Origin of the sequence: Undibacterium sp. GrIS 1.2, from assembly GCF_040544435.1 — a bacterium.
Lineage (GTDB): Bacteria > Pseudomonadota > Gammaproteobacteria > Burkholderiales > Burkholderiaceae_D > Undibacterium.
The window spans coordinates 55,883-70,906 of record NZ_JBEONP010000011.1 but is presented as its reverse complement, the minus strand read 5'-3'; the positions used below and the strand labels follow the sequence as shown (position 1 = coordinate 70,906).

Sequence of the window (15,024 nt, the reverse complement as noted above, 5' to 3'; positions counted from 1 at the left end):
TAAATCTACAATATGTTGAAAAAAAATAGCAAACGGGTGGTGCTTGTCATTCTTATTTTGTTCGGGGTTTTGTGGGTTTATAACGCCGAAAAGGAAAAACAAGCTGAACAAAAACGCGTAGCTTATTTGGAAGATCAAAAAAGAAAAGCTGCATATCAAAAAGTTTCATATGATCCTAAGACTTGCAGCGGAGGTGGCGATGGAAAAATTTATCTGGCGTTTGATCGCACTGTTTTAGGAATCAAAATAGAGGATCTTTTTAGTTTTCAATTCATACATTTAATACAAAAAGAAAATGCCGCTGACTTACCTGTTCCGCCCAACCCGAGCGAACCAGAAGGGTGTTTTGATTTCCCCATCCAAATTTCCTCTGTAGGTGTTTCCGGGCTTGGAGGGTTGTACCAAGATGTTGATAATTCTTACGCGCTTAACTATGAGCGGGAGCTAGAAAAGATAGTAACTAATAAACGCGGGGGAGAGTCGATTTGCGGACGAGAAACAAAAGACTTTTTAGTTTGCCACGTTTTTGACCTTTCTCCACGGCGTGCATTAATAACAGGAATTTATAAGGCCGATGAGGCTATCTATACAACACCAGATGGACATCCTTTTATACTTTATTGTGATTATGTACCTGCTGATACTTGTCATCTAAATTATCTGATCCATGATGGAATCCGTCTTCGCACAGATACAAATATACGCATAAATCCGGAATTATGTAGCAACCGCACAAAGCTTTTCCTGAGTTAAAAACCTACAATCGCTCTAGTAAATCATCATTTTCTAGGAGCGTCAAATGGCAGAATCAATGGTTGTATCCGGGCTAGTCTCCAAGCGGGCCGAAGTCGCTGGACAAATCGCCTCATTCAAAACAGAAATCATCCGGTTGCAAGGCGCATTATCGCACCTCGATGGCAGCATCAAGCTATTCGCGCCAGAATTTGACCTGCGCACCGTCAAAGCCAAGCGCACGAACAAGCGCAATCAGTATTTCGCGAAGGGAGAAGCGCAGCGTATGGTGCTAGACGCCATGCGCGAAGCTGGCAAGCCGTTGAATAGCCGTGAAATCACCGACCGCCTACTCAAACGCAAAGGTATTGCATCCAGTGCAGAGTTAATCGCACGAATTCAAAAGAACGTCATCGCCGTACTGCATCGCCAGGACGGTCAATTGCTTGAACAGGTAGAGGCCAATGACGAACACGGCGCGATGAAATGGGTGATTATCTGAACCGGTTGATTCAAGCCGCCAACAGTTCGGCTACGCGCTTATTGCCCTGCCAATATCCGCACCAGTCCCGGCTGGTCGGTGTCGCAGCACACTTCGTGCAAATGTCATCGAAAATATCGCCATTACTCATGCGGCGAGTGTCTTCGCGGTACGCCGCCTCATTCGCATAGTTGTTCAGGTACAGATTACCGAACTTGTGGCATTGACCGTACTGCATGCGGCGGAAACGCGAGAAATAAGATTCTGCCAGATTGTTCGTGGTTCCGGCATCGCTACGGTATTCAACGGCATGGTTGACACGGCGCGTATCAAATTTAGCATGCAGGCCATCGTAGGCCGTGGATTCATCTGCGCAAATCACAGAACCCTTCTGTACATACAAATCAGCCAGCTTACCGACATCAGCTTGGTTCTCTGCCTTAATCACAAATGAAATGGTTTTGTTTGCGCCCTGGATCGTATCGCCAATGATGCTGACCTTCTGACGCATCACGAACACACAGCGCTTGTCGGGCTTTTGATTCTCGACCAGGCGGCGATCAACTCGATCTTCCTTCTTATTCTTTGGGCGAACATGCCCGTTGACGTAGGCACCGTCCATGTGGATCTCGCCTGTGAGTGGCGAAGTGTCGCGCTGTTCCATCAAGGACTCACGGATTTTATGGGTCAGCACGAAGGCAGTTTTGTATTGCACATCTAAATCTCTTCCCATTTGCAAAGCTGAAATACCTTTGACCGCATTGGTGTAGATTGCAATCGCCGCCAGGTACATCTTGAGTGGCAACTTGTGAAATGCAAAGATCGTGCCGCTGGTCACGCTAAATGTGTGATTGCAGTCCACACAACGCCACTGGCGGCGGGTGGCGATGAAATAGTGTTCATGGACGACACCGCAGGCAGGGCAAGTGACGGCTTTGCTGTCGCCCCAGCGCAATTTCTTAAATACCTTAAATGTCTGCTCGTCGTTCATCTCGAAGACGCGGCGTACCGACAGGGTGCGGGCTTTTGCTGAAAGAAGAAAATGTTGGGTCATAAACATCATCCATAGTGATTAACATACTGTATATGATGATCTATTTGATTTATTTTGTCAATACAAATCTATCGTGTATGATGATATAAATCATTAAATATGGGAAACTACGATGGAGCAGGATTGGGAAAGCCGAGTGAAGGGTCTGCTCAAGGCAGAACTCAAACGCCGTGAAGTGACATATCAGGAGCTGACTGACAAATTGGCTGAGATAGGCGTTGCAGAAACGCCGGAGAACATCGCAAATAAGATCAGTCGCGGTAAATTTTCTGCGGTATTTTTAATTCAGTGCCTTGATGTCTTGGGGTGCAATACTATCCGGCTTAACGACTAAACAGCGTGCTGATTTACTCATATATAAATAAAATCGCATCTAAGTGAAATAAAACTTGAAAAGTGAAAATGCCGAAAAATAATTTGAAAGCCAAGCCAAGCCAAGCCAAGCCAAGCCAAGCCAAGCCAAGCCAAGCCAAGCCAAGCCAAGCCAAGCCGAAAAACAATCTCAATCTGATTGAAGAACTGCTTGAGGTTTTATTGCCTGATGATCGTTTAGTTTCTGAAGGACGACTCAGTAAAAATAAAATCACAGAGCTTGCTCTGAATCTTGATCCCCTACTCCTAAAACTATTGCTCGATAGTGAAAACCTGAGGCACCACTTTTTTTCAGTTGTCGGCGACATTTTTGTTTTTGACAAAATTAAATTTCAGCGGTTAGTCAGCAACAAACAATTTTTACCAGATAGCTATACCGCATTCAAAAATAAAATTGGTTTGGTTTCTGACGACGAATACCTAAGCAATTCGAAAGAGGTTGTTCTTGCTTGGCCTTATAAGGATTGCGTGCTTGAAGGTGGACAAGACAAAGATGATTCCAAAAGAAATGAAGTCTTCTGGAATGAGGTGCTTGCACCTGATCAGATAGACAGACTTCTTTCGCCCAAAGCTCTCTTAAATTGGAAGCGATACAGCGAAGATGGTGAAGTATCAGTAGGCAGTATCTCAGGCGAAGACAACTTGCTAATCAAAGGTAACAACCTACTGGCTCTCCATACAATCAAGAAAACGCATGAGGGGAAAGTAAAATTAATTTATATCGATCCCCCATACAACACAGATACAGATAGCTTCAAGTATAACGACAGCTTTAATCATTCAACATGGCTGACGTTTATGAAAAACCGCCTAGAAATTGCAAAGCATTTATTGCGTATGGACGGGCTTATTTTTGTTCAGATTGATGACACAGAGGCTCCGTACCTGAAGGTTTTATGTGACGAGGTTTTCGGCAAGGAAAATGCGATTATCAACATGTATGTTCAAGTGCGTTTTGAAGGCAAAACTCTTGTCGAAGATATGAATTTTCAAAAACTTATTGAGACAACACTTGTGTACGGGCGTTCCGCGCTGAGCACACTCAATAAGCAGCAGGAAGAATATTCCAAGGCTGATTTTTGTTGGGAGATTGTGGAGACAGGCAAGCCTAAAGAGATTGAACTTGGCGGACGGAAGGTTCATGTCTTTAAGCAGGGGACATATGAAATTCATAAAGCACTCGCCTCCGAAGATGGTTTAAAAGAGATCTGGGCAAGCGGCAAAATTCTTGATGGTAATAGCTCAGGACGTTTCTTTCGTGATTACCTTGAGGGCCGATCCGAAATGGATGGTCTCGGATCGCTCTATAAAGTACCAGGAATTGGAGACGATGGATTGTCCCATCGATACTTCACAGGTCCGAAACGCCCGAATGCGACGAAGGGGAAATATTATCAAGGTATGCCAAAACATAGACGAGGTGACGGCGGAAGCAAAACAAAATTTCTGCCGATTCCTAATTTTTATCAGATGGCCGAAAGTTTTGGCAACTGTCGTCATGAAGGCGGTGTCGATTTCCGAAATGGCAAGAAGCCTGAAGTGTGGCTTTCAAAAATACTGGAACTGGCAACCCGGCCAAATGATCTTGTGGTTGATTTTTTTGTGGGATCTGGTTCCACATGTGCGGTTGCTCACAAAATGGGGCGGCGATATATCGGTATCGAGCAAATGGATTACATCGACACCATTACCAAGAAACGCTTAATGAATGTAGTGGATGGGGACAATACCGGTATTTCAAAGTTAGTTGAGTGGCAGGGCGGAGGTGAATTTCTTTATTGCGAACTTGCCAAAGCCAATCAGACTTATGTGGAAAGCGTGCAAGCTGCCGACACTGACGACGAACTTATCGCAATATGGCTAGACATGCAGGACAAGGCCTTCTTGTCTTACAAAGTAAACGTCAAATTGATCGACGACAAAAAAGATGACTTTCAAGCCCTGTCCATAAGACACAAAAAGCAATTTCTCATGGATGTAATGGACAAAAATCTACTATACGTTCCCCTCAGTGAAATTGATGATAAATCCTACGGAATCAGCAAGTCGGATAAAGCGTTCAACAGTCAGTTCTTCAAGTTGGGGAAAGCATGACCATTGAACTTTACCAGATGCTCACTGAGGAACTTGGGAAACGATATATTGAGAATACCCAGTTGCCCGCATCTATCACTAGCAACCTGAATCCTGCATTCCCGGTACGCCCATACCAAGAAAAAGCTTTCAAGTTTTTCGTGAACTACTGGCAGGAAGCCTTCGATGGAAAGCCACGGCAGAACCATCAATTGTTGTTGCACATGGCGACTGGCAGCGGCAAGACATTGATGATGGCGGGGCTGATTTCCTACCTTTATGAAAAGGGATACAGGAATTTTCTGTTCTTCGTCAACAACAGCAACATCATAGAAAAAACAAAAGACAATTTTCTCAATACCCAATCAAAAAAATATCTGTTTGACGACACTATTAGTTTTGGTGACAAGCGGGTTGATATTCGAGAAGTGCAAAACTTCCAATCCGTAAACACGGATGACATCAACATCGTATTCTCAACCATACAAGGTCTGCACCTGTCTTTGAATGTTCCGAGAGAGAACAGCATCACTTATGACGATTTCGAAGATCAAAAAATCGTGCTGATTTCTGACGAGGCACACCACATCAATGCCGATACCAAGAAGGGGAAAGAAACCGATCAAGACGTATTGTTTGAGGTGATGTCATGGGAAGGCACCGTTGAACGAATTTTTCGTGCTAACCCACAGAATGTCTTGTTGGAGTTCACTGCAACCGTGGATTTTAGCGATGAAAATCTGAGTGCGAAATACAAACCTAAATTACTTTTTCATTACCCACTCAAAAACTTTCGAAAAGACGGCTATTCCAAGGAAGTTAAAGTATTGCAGGCAGACCTGCCGCCGTTTGATCGTGCGATTCAAGCAGTTCTGCTCAGTCAGTATCGCAGAAAGATTTTTGAAAAAAACAAGCAGCACATCAAACCAGTGATTCTCTTTAAGTCGAAGACCATCAACCTCAGTAAGGCTTTCTTTGAAGAGTTCAAGGATGGTATCAAGAAGCTTAAACCGGCGACGCTTGCGGCCATCAAAAAACGAAGCAGTGAGCCAACGATCCTTAAAATATTTGACTACCTTGATGCCAACAACATCAGCTTGATAAACCTGATTGCAGAATTGCAAGAGGATTTCTCTGATGAGAAACTTATATCAGTCAACAGCAAAGAAGAAAGCGAAGCCAAGCAAATCGCAGTGAACTCCCTGGAAAGCAATGAGTATCGTGCCGTCTTTGCCGTAGACAAGCTTAACGAAGGATGGGATGTCCTCAACCTCTTCGACATCGTAAGGCTCTACGATACTCGGGATAGCAAAGATGGAAAAGTCGGCAAGACAACCATGAGCGAAGCTCAGTTGATCGGACGTGGCGCGCGATACTGCCCCTTCCAACTTTCCTCAGAACAGCCATTGTATGAACGGAAATTCGATTCAGACTTAGAGAATGAACTTCGAATTTGTGAAGAGCTTTTCTATCATAGTGCTTACAACCCAAAGTACATTCAGGAACTCAATACAGCACTTCAAGAAATCGGCATGAAGGCGAAGGAAACTAGAGAGCGAAAAGTCCGTTTAAAAAAGTCTTTCTTGAATACCTCACTATACAAAGCTGGACATATTTTTTTGAATGAACGGATTAAATACAACCGGGAAGACATCAAAGGACTTGATAGCAGCATCATAAAACAGACGCATAAAATTTCTCTACGTACTGGCTACACTAAAAGCACTGTTGCCTTTGAAATCCAAGGTGGAGACAAGGGTGCCGATAAAACGAGCAGGGATTATCACATTGCAGATTTTGGAGAAACGATTGTTCGTAAGGCGATACAACGATTGGAGTTCTACGAATTTTCTAACCTCAAGCAATATTTACCGAATCTGAAATCTATCCGTGAATTCATCACGTCAGAACACTACCTTGGGCAAGTCAAGGTAGAAGTGTCGGGCTTAGCAGAGCAAGTAGAAAATCTCAGCCCGGATGAAAAACTGGACTCAACAATACAGATATTGACCTCAATCGCTGATGTAATTGCATCTGATAAAGTGGAATACAAAGGCAGTAAGAAATTTACTCCCCAAATGATGCGATCCGTCTTCACTGATAAGACATTGAATTTCATGCTTGATGATGGCGGAGACAAGGAATTTGGTCGCTCAATGAACGATGCCGCTGAAACTGCATATCACCTCGATCTTACTACCAGAGCATGGTTTGCTTTTGATGATTGTTTCGGCACATCCGAAGAGAAGCTACTGATTCAATACATTGACAAGCGCTACAAGGAGCTTAAAAGAAAATATTCTGAGGCATACCTGATACGTAACGAAAAACATTTCAAAATTTATGCTATTGACGATGGTAGAGCCATGGAGCCAGATTTTATTCTATACCTAATCGGTAAAGAAAAAGTTGATACTATGCATTACCAAGTATTTATTGAGCCAAAGGGCGCGCACTTGCTTAAAGCTGATGAATGGAAAGAACGATTCCTTACCAGCATCAAAGCCAATTATGATTTGGAACAGTTATTTTCAAACAAGACATACGTTGTGTGGGGCATGCCGTTCTATAACAGCATTGAACGTGTACCTGAGTTTGAAGAGGCGTTTGAGGAACTTATATAAAGCGTGGTTACCGTACTGCGACTCGCATGATTAACCCAACAACCAAGGAACAGCGCCAGCATAGCGTCGATCAGGCGAACGCTAACATGCGGTTGTCTGGCTTCGTGCCGAATGCCCAACTGCTGGAACTACAGCGCAAGTTCATCGTGGGCGACATCACGATAGAGGACATGCTGGATTGGAATGCGGCATTCGCACGTAACGCACAGCGCACGGAAGGTCAGGATATTAAAACACCGAAAGACGCGCACTGACCATGCTAATTTTTATCGACACCGAATTCACTGATTTCAAGAATGCGGAATTGATCAGTATCGGCTTGGTGTCTGAGTGCGGCCAGCATGAATTTTATGCCGAACTGCCAGTTGATCAAAGCAAGTGTAATGATTTTGTATTGGCGACGGTCTTGCCACAGCTTGGCAAGGTGCCGGAGGCGCAATGTTCGGTGGTCGAATTGCAAGTCCGCTTGAGGGTGTGGCTTGAGCAGTTAGCCCAGCAAGCGCCGATCATTTGTTTTGATTATGTAGGTGACTGGCGCTTGTTTTGTCACGCGATGGACTACAAAATTCCGGCATGGCTGCGCGGCAAAAACATTTACAGGTATCTCGATCAAGTTGCATTACAGATGTACTTTATCGACAATCGCATCAAGGATCATCATGCACTGCATGATGCCAAAGCCAACTGCCACGCATTTAATAGAAAAAAAGCCGAGATGGATACAACGCAGTGAGAGTAGCGCTTATTGGGTGTGCAACAGCCTTCGCTTACAGTAAAATTCAATCATCCATTCATCAAATAAACGGAGAATTACCCACATGGTTGGATATCGAATCCCAGGTCCGCTCTGTTCCACAACAAGTGAAGACATAGACGAAGGCACAATGTGTCAAATGCGCTCTCCCTTGCCGGGACCGCTGACCATGCTACCGCCGTACTTGTCACGCCGGGATTATTGCTTTCTGGGGATGACATCGTCGTCATCCACCGGAGAGAAGACAAAAAGTGGAAAATATTGGGTTACTTGGGCCGACGATAATGCTAAAAACAGTACCAACATCATCGATCTGGAGGCCTCATTTAAAACCAATGTTAATGCATTCTTTAAAGCCTTGACCGATGCCGGTGCATCGCTGGATGTTTCAACGACGCAGCGAAGCGCTAAGCGAGCCTACCTTTTTCATTGGTGCTGGAAAATATATCTGGGCAAATGTAAGCCATCCGACGCAACCAAGATGCAGGATGTCGATATAGAATGGGATCATGGCGACCTTAAAAAGAGCAAGGCCGGAGCGCATGAAATGGTAGCCGGTTTCGGCTTGGCTGTTCCGCCAAAAAGTATTCTCGCACCATCGTTAACCAGCAATCATATCGAAGGCAAGGCAATTGATGTTGACATTACCTGGACAGGGCAAATCAAAGTCAAGAAAAAAGACAACACAGAAGTTTCGGTGACGTATATGGCCAACGCAAATGCAAATACAGTTTTGCATTCGATAGGTGCTTCCTACGGCGTAAAGAAGCTGAAAAACGATGCGCCACATTGGTCGTTTGATGGACTATAAAGTGAATGTCATTGTGAATATTTTCGTCGCCGCCAAAAAGAAAACCCTAGTCCGTATATTTTTTCGGGCTCTATTATTCATCGTATATGCTGCTGGCAGCACCGCAACAATACATGCCCAAGAAGTAAAGAATAAAATCATCCAGGAGAATTTAATTGGCTGGCTGGATGGTCATTGTTTTGCGGTTAAAAACGCCGACATCGTCAGCGGCACGACACTGATCATCGTCGGCTTGGAAAATAAGCAAAAAATAATTCATGCAAAAATCATTCAAAAAACAACTGACGGTAGCGAGTGCCATGCCTTGCTTGCCGACCGTAGAGTAATCAACCTCAAAGGCGGCACAAATTTTTATACAGTCTCTTCAAAAAAAACTATTGAACTTGGAATTGGCATCATCAAAAGTGGTAAAGATATTGCCATTAGCGAAAAACAATTATTGGACTTGAGCGGCAACGGGCGGAAAAACACCTTCAATTATTGCTCTACTGCCGAAGGAGTACAATTTACCGTATGGAGTGGCTTGGCATACAAGAGTAATTTGATATGGTCAGGCTATTACTATTTAGGGTATGACACGCAATTAACTTGTCCGCCATTACCGGATGTACCCTAGCGCTAAATGAATGCAAAACCTCGACCAGAGCAAAGGCCAGAATCCGGGTTAACAATATTGTGAGGAAATACCATGACTACAATACGCAGATTTCAATCACCTGGCGTTTTGACTGACGATTCATTAGTTTTGGGAATATCAATAAAACGATGGAATCAAGCATTTACTGGCAGTTTTGAAGAGTCGCTAAAAGAAGTGAAGCGGCGTGTGGATCAGATAGAGTCCAAAAAACAGTTACCCAATCATCCGTCATGAAAAGATCAAACACCGCCTCACAAGGCACCTCAACCAACAACGTGACTTCGGGCGGATTTCTGAATACACCTATGGACAGGCCGCAAGTCAATCCCCTTGATTCAGAAATCGAAGCGTGGACCAATCGAATGCAGCAGGGGGTGAAGGAAATGGCGACGACCGAGGAAGTTCGCAAAGCAATTGCAGAACGTCTTTTTTAATTCAAAAATAAGCTGGTTTTTGTTCTGGCGATATTGAGCGGCGCAGCGCATGGTGGTGACTCTAGCGCAGAAAAACATCCTAAGTCATTGATTATTAAGCTTGTGCGGTTGCTACATAATTCCGCATAAATCCGATTTCTTCAGTAATTAGTGCAGACAAACAACTGAGAAGTGATTTTAATCAGATGCTGATTGATAACTATACGTGGACCGACCAAGCAGCAACACATGCGCCACAGTAGAGACGAACAATAATCTTCATCGGAATATTTTCATACGACGGCTAACTACTATGTCAACAACGAAGATACAGACCTTCTTCGAAATACTATGTAGACGCAAAAAAGCTTGTTATCAAGGGAAGAACAATGCGAAAAAGATTGCAAAAAGGCCAGCAAAACTCTTCTCCAATCTACCTCTACAATAGATGCCAGCCATCAAATAATGCTCTACATAGTAAGAATATCTTTACGATTGCAACCTGGAAAAGTTCGATGAGACTCAGTCACTACAGCTTGTTACTCCCCCTGCTTAGCAGCGCTTTTTTGGCTGCTGTTCCCCCGACAGCCAACGCTGCACCGGAAGAAATCCAGGTCTATATGGATGAGATCAATAATCCGCACGAGTTTGGATTGGATCTGCATAACAACTATGTGATCTCGGGAAATGGCACACCCGATTATTCAGGCGCACAGCCGCCACGCCATGTGTTTAGACTGACGCCAGAATTTTCTTACGGACTGACTAAAAATTGGGAATTAGGTGCATATATTTTGACATCGCGGGACGCCCATGGCGGCTCGAATGTCGATGGCGAAAAACTCCGCATGAAGTATCTGGTCGATAAAGATGCAACATCCCCTTTTTTCTACGGTGCAAATCTGGAAGTCGGTCGAGTGAATCAACATATCGACCAGAATCCCTGGAATGCAGAGCTAAAAGGTATTTTTGGTTATCGTAAAGATCGGTGGACACTAGCGGCAAATGCGAACATCGACTGGAAAATTTCAGGTCCAGCGCCCAGCCCGACCAGCCTAGAAATCGATTCTAAAATTGCATATAAAACCGATCAGGGTTTTGATATTGGTGTAGAGAGCTATAACGAAATAGGCGCAGTCCGGCATCTTGGGCAGCTCAATCAACAGAGCCAGACCATCTATGCCGTCATCGATACCAGTATCAAAGGCTGGGATCTGAATTTGGGTATCGGGCGCGGTCTAACGACAGTGTCCGACCGTTGGCTGCTAAAGGCGATTGTGAGTGTGCCGTTTTAAATCCGACTGGCTCCAAACCAGTCCTGCGGTATTACGATTCCAAGAAGTATGTAATCCGATACGCCCTCGGTGCCTCAAAATATGTACTGGATGCGAGATGTGAACATATAACCGTGACGTCCGTAAATCGATCCGATCAAATATGCGGCCTGATATTTAATGCTGGATTCTCTACCCACGGGCACGCTGCCAAATAGCGCTGGTCCAGCGCGATGGGATTGCTGATCGCGGGATGCCCAATGGTCCCAGTCGCCTAATTCACCAAAGCCCTGCACGCCTAATTCCAACATCGGCTTCCAGCGGTATTTGGTTTGCCACTGATATTTCATCTGCGTTGCGCCGCCATCCACCGAACGGTAAGTCCGCTCTAAAAACACATTTCCGTTTACTTGCAAGCGCCCAAAATCGGTTTGCATTGCGGGGCCCAGCTCTAATGTGTAGCCTTCGTCAGTATCATGCCCGCGAGTCAAATTGGTATGCAGGGCAACATCAACCGGATACTGCCCTTGCGTCAGCAGATAATCGTTTTGCCAGTTCCAGCTATCGAGCTTTAAATCGGATCTTGATCTGCCGATATAGCTGGCATAAACCTCGGTGTACCAGCGTGACGTCACGCCATAACCAAAACCCAGCTCGGGCCAGATCGTTTGTCCCCGTCCGGGAAAGTTCGTCGTCCAATAACGGAAATCAACTGACTTCTGATCTTTGTTGTCGTACACCGACACGAAGTAGTAACCCGGCTCCGCCATTACCGTTCCACAAGTCATCAAAATACTTAGTGCCATTGCTAAACGCTTCAACATGAGGACGCCCGGATGGTTGTTTGTGTAAATCAAGTAAACAGCATACTGTAAAAATCATGGCAAATTTAAATTATAGATGTCCAGTTAAAGTGCGCCTCTCCAAGTCTTTTTGGCCTGTAAGCCGCAGAATGATTGGACTACTAAAATCCAGAACTTCTAGCTGTACAATCAAAATACAAAATTATCATAACAAAAGTCGATACCCCCCACCCCAATAGTCATCTAAACAGGAGCACCAGGATCATGAACTCCCCTTCCCAATATTTATCCCATCCTAAACTTGATCCGGCACTTGATCTGATACTGGAACGTGTTATTGACATACCGCCCGAACTGGTCTGGCGCGCATGGACCGACCCGGCGATGATTACGCAATGGTTCACACCGGTGCCGTGGAAAACCATTGCATGTGAAATTGATCTGCGTCCCGGTGGTGCCTTCAAAACAGAGATGCAATCTCCCGAAGGTCAGTCATTCCCTAATGTGGGTTGTTACCTCGAAATAATCGAAAACAAAAAGCTGGTATGGACCAGCGCTATCGGACCGGGGTTTCGACCACTGGTCTCAGCGCCCAGCCCGGCGATGACCGCCATCATCCTGCTTGAGCCACACGGCACCGGGACAAAGTACACCGCTATCGCCCTTCACAAGGATGAACAAGATCGCAAGGCGCACGAGGCAATGGGATTCCACGAAGGATGGGGCAAAGCGCTGGATCAGCTGGTGGCTGCGATGAAGCGGATTTAAGCTTCACGCGACGAAGCAAAATCGGCTAGCATACGCTCCCTAGCTTTGATTCACCGGCATGTCCGCTGTTTTAAATCGAATGGATTAAATGCGATGGTTCAAATGCCATTCACCTATGCTTCAAATACGACCGATACCTACTATGTCTGACGAAATAAACCAAGATAGCGATAGCAAAACCCAAGAGCCGCGGCTGTGGCGTGATAAGGGCTGGACTGCGCGCGTAATCAAGAATGAGGATGACGAAGGTTGGGCGGTGGCGATGATCAAAGATGGTGAACCAGAACCTGCGCTGGTAGGCCCTTGGACTATGGGACGCGATAAAAAAAATCCTAAGCCACTGGATGCGAATGCATTTGGGACGTTGGTAAAAACTGCATCCGAAGTCATTCGCCGTCACGAGCAACAATTACATGCCATTTTGCACAAGAGTCTGATGGTCAGCACCGACACGGCTGACTTTAAAATTAGTCTGGATATCGTGCCGAATGACGACGATCCCTACGCGATGCTGAGCGCACATGATGCGGACAATACTGAACTCGCCAAAGTGCGTGTTGCGCCGACATTTAAGTTGACCAAAGCCAGCGCAACAACCTGGATAGAAAACGAATTTCGTAAGCCTGATTAATCAGACGCTCAGCTTGAGCCTGAGGGCGCAATTAATCAACTGTATAATCAACTGCGCACAACTACCTAATCGACTGCCTAAGCAGCCACCATATCCGCTAAACGAAAACCACCGATACGAATAATCTGCTCCAGACATTCTTGCATTTCGGTGGTCTGATCTGAGGCTAAGCGACGCGTAAAATGCGCGATGATACTTTGCCGGTCGTGTCCCCGCACTGCGATCACAAACGGGAAACCAAATTTTCCGTTGTACGCGTTATTCAATGTTTGCAGCTGGTCAAATTCTTCAGCACTGCATTGATTTAAGCCCGCGCCGCTTTGCTCCCGGGTTGATTCTGCAGTGAGTTCGCCTCGCACTGCAGCTTTGCCAGCCAGCTCTGGATGGGCGCGAATCAAGGCTAATTGCATACCGAACTCCGCGCTGCGTACAGCGTCTGCCATGCCGCTTTGCAAATCATTGATTGAGGCAAACGGGCGATGCGGCTCAGCTCTCTCTGCCACCCAGGGCGAGTGCTCAAAGATACCGCCGAGCAGCCGGATAAATTCGGCGCGGTCCATATGGTTTAGTTCTGCTAGTGAGATTGTTGTGGTCATGGTGGTCACAATTTAGGGTTATTTCTTGTTTACTTCTTAAATTTTCGTTTATTTCTGATACGGATGCTGTGCCATCCAATGCTGGGCGATATCAATACGGCGGCAAATCCACACCTTGTCATGCATCTGCACATAATCTAAAAATCGCTGTAAGGCGCGGAAGCGTCCGGGACGACCAAGCAAGCGGCAGTGCATACCGATCGACAGCATCTTTGGTGCATTGAGGCCATAAGGATCACCTTCGGCGTACAGCACGTCAAAGCTATCTTTCAAATATTGATAGAAATGATCGCTGGTATTAAACCCCTGTGGCGTGGCGAAACGCATGTCATTACTGTCGAGGGTGTACGGCACGACAAGATGCGGTTTGCTACTGCCATCGGAGACGGTGACATCGGTCCAGAACGGCAAATCATCGCCGTAATAATCCGAGTCATAGGCAAAGCCACCGTGCTCTACCACCAACTTGCGCGTATTCGGGGAATCGCGTCCGGTGTACCAACCCAGCGGCGCGCTGCCCGTCAGCGTGCGCATAATCTCGACTGCCTGTTGCATGTGCTCACGCTCTTTGGCTTCTTCCATATGCTGATAATGAATCCAGCGCAAACCGTGACAAGCAATCTCATGACCCAGCTCACCAAAAGCTTGGGTCACGTCAGGATGGCGTTGCAATGCCATCGCGATACCAAATACGGTGAACGGCAACTTACGTTGTTCGAACTCGCGCAAAATACGCCAGACGCCGGCGCGGGAACCGTATTCGTAGATCGATTCCATCGACATATGCCGCGCTTCATAGGCTGCTGCGCCAACGATTTCGGATAAAAATTGTTCCGAGGTAGGATCACCATGCAGTACACAATTTTCGCCGCCCTCTTCATAATTCAGCACAAACTGGACAGCAATCCGCGCTTGCTGTGGCCATTGCGCATGAGGCACGTGACGGCCGTAGCCGATTAGGTCGCGTGGATAGGTGCTCTCACTCATTTTTTAATATACTC

General features: G+C 45.8%; 18 protein-coding genes. 14 read left to right on the top strand and 4 right to left on the bottom strand.

Annotated features, from left to right (window positions below; genetic code table 11):
• The first annotated feature begins 12 nt into the window (after positions 1-12).
• Positions 13-753 carry a hypothetical protein gene (locus AAKU61_RS06810; protein WP_354330738.1) on the top strand — a complete coding sequence of 247 codons (741 nt, stop codon included), beginning with the start codon at positions 13-15 and terminating at the stop codon, positions 751-753.
• A 46-nt stretch (positions 754-799) separates the two neighbouring features.
• Complete coding sequence (locus AAKU61_RS06805) at positions 800-1,234, top strand: hypothetical protein (protein WP_354330736.1); 435 nt, start codon at positions 800-802, stop codon at positions 1,232-1,234.
• Between the two features lie 10 nt (positions 1,235-1,244).
• On the opposite strand, the gene AAKU61_RS06800 is transcribed toward AAKU61_RS06805, so the two are convergent.
• On the bottom strand, positions 1,245-2,267 hold the full coding sequence (locus AAKU61_RS06800) for an IS1595 family transposase (protein WP_354330735.1): 1,023 nt from the start codon (positions 2,265-2,267) through the stop codon (positions 1,245-1,247).
• Between the two features lie 112 nt (positions 2,268-2,379).
• Here AAKU61_RS06800 and AAKU61_RS06795 point away from each other — a divergent pair, with 112 nt between their 5' ends.
• The 10 genes from AAKU61_RS06795 (at position 2,380) to AAKU61_RS06750 (ending at position 11,246) form a co-directional block, all read left to right on the top strand.
• A complete protein-coding gene (locus tag AAKU61_RS06795; RefSeq protein WP_354330733.1) occupies positions 2,380-2,601 on the top strand; it encodes a DUF6471 domain-containing protein in 222 nt (73 codons plus the stop codon).
• Between the two features lie 68 nt (positions 2,602-2,669).
• Positions 2,670-4,733: a DNA methyltransferase gene (locus AAKU61_RS06790; RefSeq protein WP_354330805.1), complete on the top strand. Its 2,064-nt coding sequence runs from the start codon at positions 2,670-2,672 to the stop codon at positions 4,731-4,733.
• Entirely contained in the window at positions 4,730-7,336 is a 2,607-nt protein-coding gene (locus AAKU61_RS06785) for a DEAD/DEAH box helicase family protein (protein WP_354330731.1), read from the top strand. Before AAKU61_RS06790 ends, AAKU61_RS06785 begins: the two co-directional genes overlap by 4 nt.
• 26 nt (positions 7,337-7,362) lie before the next feature.
• The gene (locus AAKU61_RS06780) at positions 7,363-7,590 is read left to right on the top strand and encodes an antitoxin VbhA family protein (RefSeq protein WP_354330729.1); all 228 of its coding nucleotides are present in this window, start codon (positions 7,363-7,365) and stop codon (positions 7,588-7,590) included.
• A gap of 2 nt (positions 7,591-7,592) precedes the next feature.
• Complete coding sequence (locus AAKU61_RS06775; protein WP_354330727.1) at positions 7,593-8,069, top strand: 3'-5' exonuclease family protein; 477 nt, start codon at positions 7,593-7,595, stop codon at positions 8,067-8,069.
• Positions 8,070-8,229: 160 nt separating this feature from the next.
• A complete protein-coding gene (locus tag AAKU61_RS06770) occupies positions 8,230-8,901 on the top strand; it encodes a hypothetical protein (protein ID WP_354330726.1) in 672 nt (223 codons plus the stop codon).
• Positions 8,870-9,517 carry a hypothetical protein gene (locus AAKU61_RS06765; RefSeq protein WP_354330724.1) on the top strand — a complete coding sequence of 216 codons (648 nt, stop codon included), beginning with the start codon at positions 8,870-8,872 and terminating at the stop codon, positions 9,515-9,517. The genes AAKU61_RS06770 and AAKU61_RS06765 overlap by 32 nt, the downstream gene beginning before the upstream one ends.
• Before the next feature lie 72 nt (positions 9,518-9,589).
• Positions 9,590-9,772, top strand: a complete 183-nt coding sequence (locus tag AAKU61_RS06760; RefSeq protein WP_354330722.1) for a hypothetical protein — start codon at positions 9,590-9,592, stop codon at positions 9,770-9,772.
• Positions 9,769-9,972 (top strand): hypothetical protein, encoded by a 204-nt coding sequence (locus AAKU61_RS06755; protein ID WP_354330720.1) that lies wholly within the window; start codon positions 9,769-9,771, stop codon positions 9,970-9,972. The genes AAKU61_RS06760 and AAKU61_RS06755 overlap by 4 nt, the downstream gene beginning before the upstream one ends.
• Before the next feature lie 494 nt (positions 9,973-10,466).
• Positions 10,467-11,246 carry a hypothetical protein gene (locus AAKU61_RS06750; protein ID WP_354330718.1) on the top strand — a complete coding sequence of 260 codons (780 nt, stop codon included), beginning with the start codon at positions 10,467-10,469 and terminating at the stop codon, positions 11,244-11,246.
• A 74-nt stretch (positions 11,247-11,320) separates the two neighbouring features.
• Here AAKU61_RS06750 and AAKU61_RS06745 read toward each other — a convergent pair whose 3' ends face one another.
• Complete coding sequence (locus tag AAKU61_RS06745) at positions 11,321-12,049, bottom strand: hypothetical protein (RefSeq protein WP_354330716.1); 729 nt, start codon at positions 12,047-12,049, stop codon at positions 11,321-11,323.
• Positions 12,050-12,292: 243 nt separating this feature from the next.
• On the opposite strand from AAKU61_RS06745, the gene AAKU61_RS06740 reads away from it, so the two are divergent.
• Both AAKU61_RS06740 and AAKU61_RS06735 read left to right on the top strand, forming a co-directional pair.
• Positions 12,293-12,796 carry an SRPBCC family protein gene (locus AAKU61_RS06740; RefSeq protein ID WP_354330714.1) on the top strand — a complete coding sequence of 168 codons (504 nt, stop codon included), beginning with the start codon at positions 12,293-12,295 and terminating at the stop codon, positions 12,794-12,796.
• 142 nt (positions 12,797-12,938) lie between these two features.
• A complete protein-coding gene (locus AAKU61_RS06735; protein ID WP_354330712.1) occupies positions 12,939-13,427 on the top strand; it encodes a hypothetical protein in 489 nt (162 codons plus the stop codon).
• Positions 13,428-13,504: 77 nt separating this feature from the next.
• Here the strand turns inward: AAKU61_RS06735 and uraD are convergent, their stop codons facing one another.
• Positions 13,505-14,023, bottom strand: a complete 519-nt coding sequence (uraD, locus tag AAKU61_RS06730; RefSeq protein ID WP_354330710.1) for a 2-oxo-4-hydroxy-4-carboxy-5-ureidoimidazoline decarboxylase — start codon at positions 14,021-14,023, stop codon at positions 13,505-13,507.
• Positions 14,024-14,071: 48 nt separating this feature from the next.
• Positions 14,072-15,010, bottom strand: a complete 939-nt coding sequence (puuE, locus tag AAKU61_RS06725; protein WP_354330708.1) for an allantoinase PuuE — start codon at positions 15,008-15,010, stop codon at positions 14,072-14,074.
• Positions 15,011-15,024 lie beyond the last annotated feature (14 nt).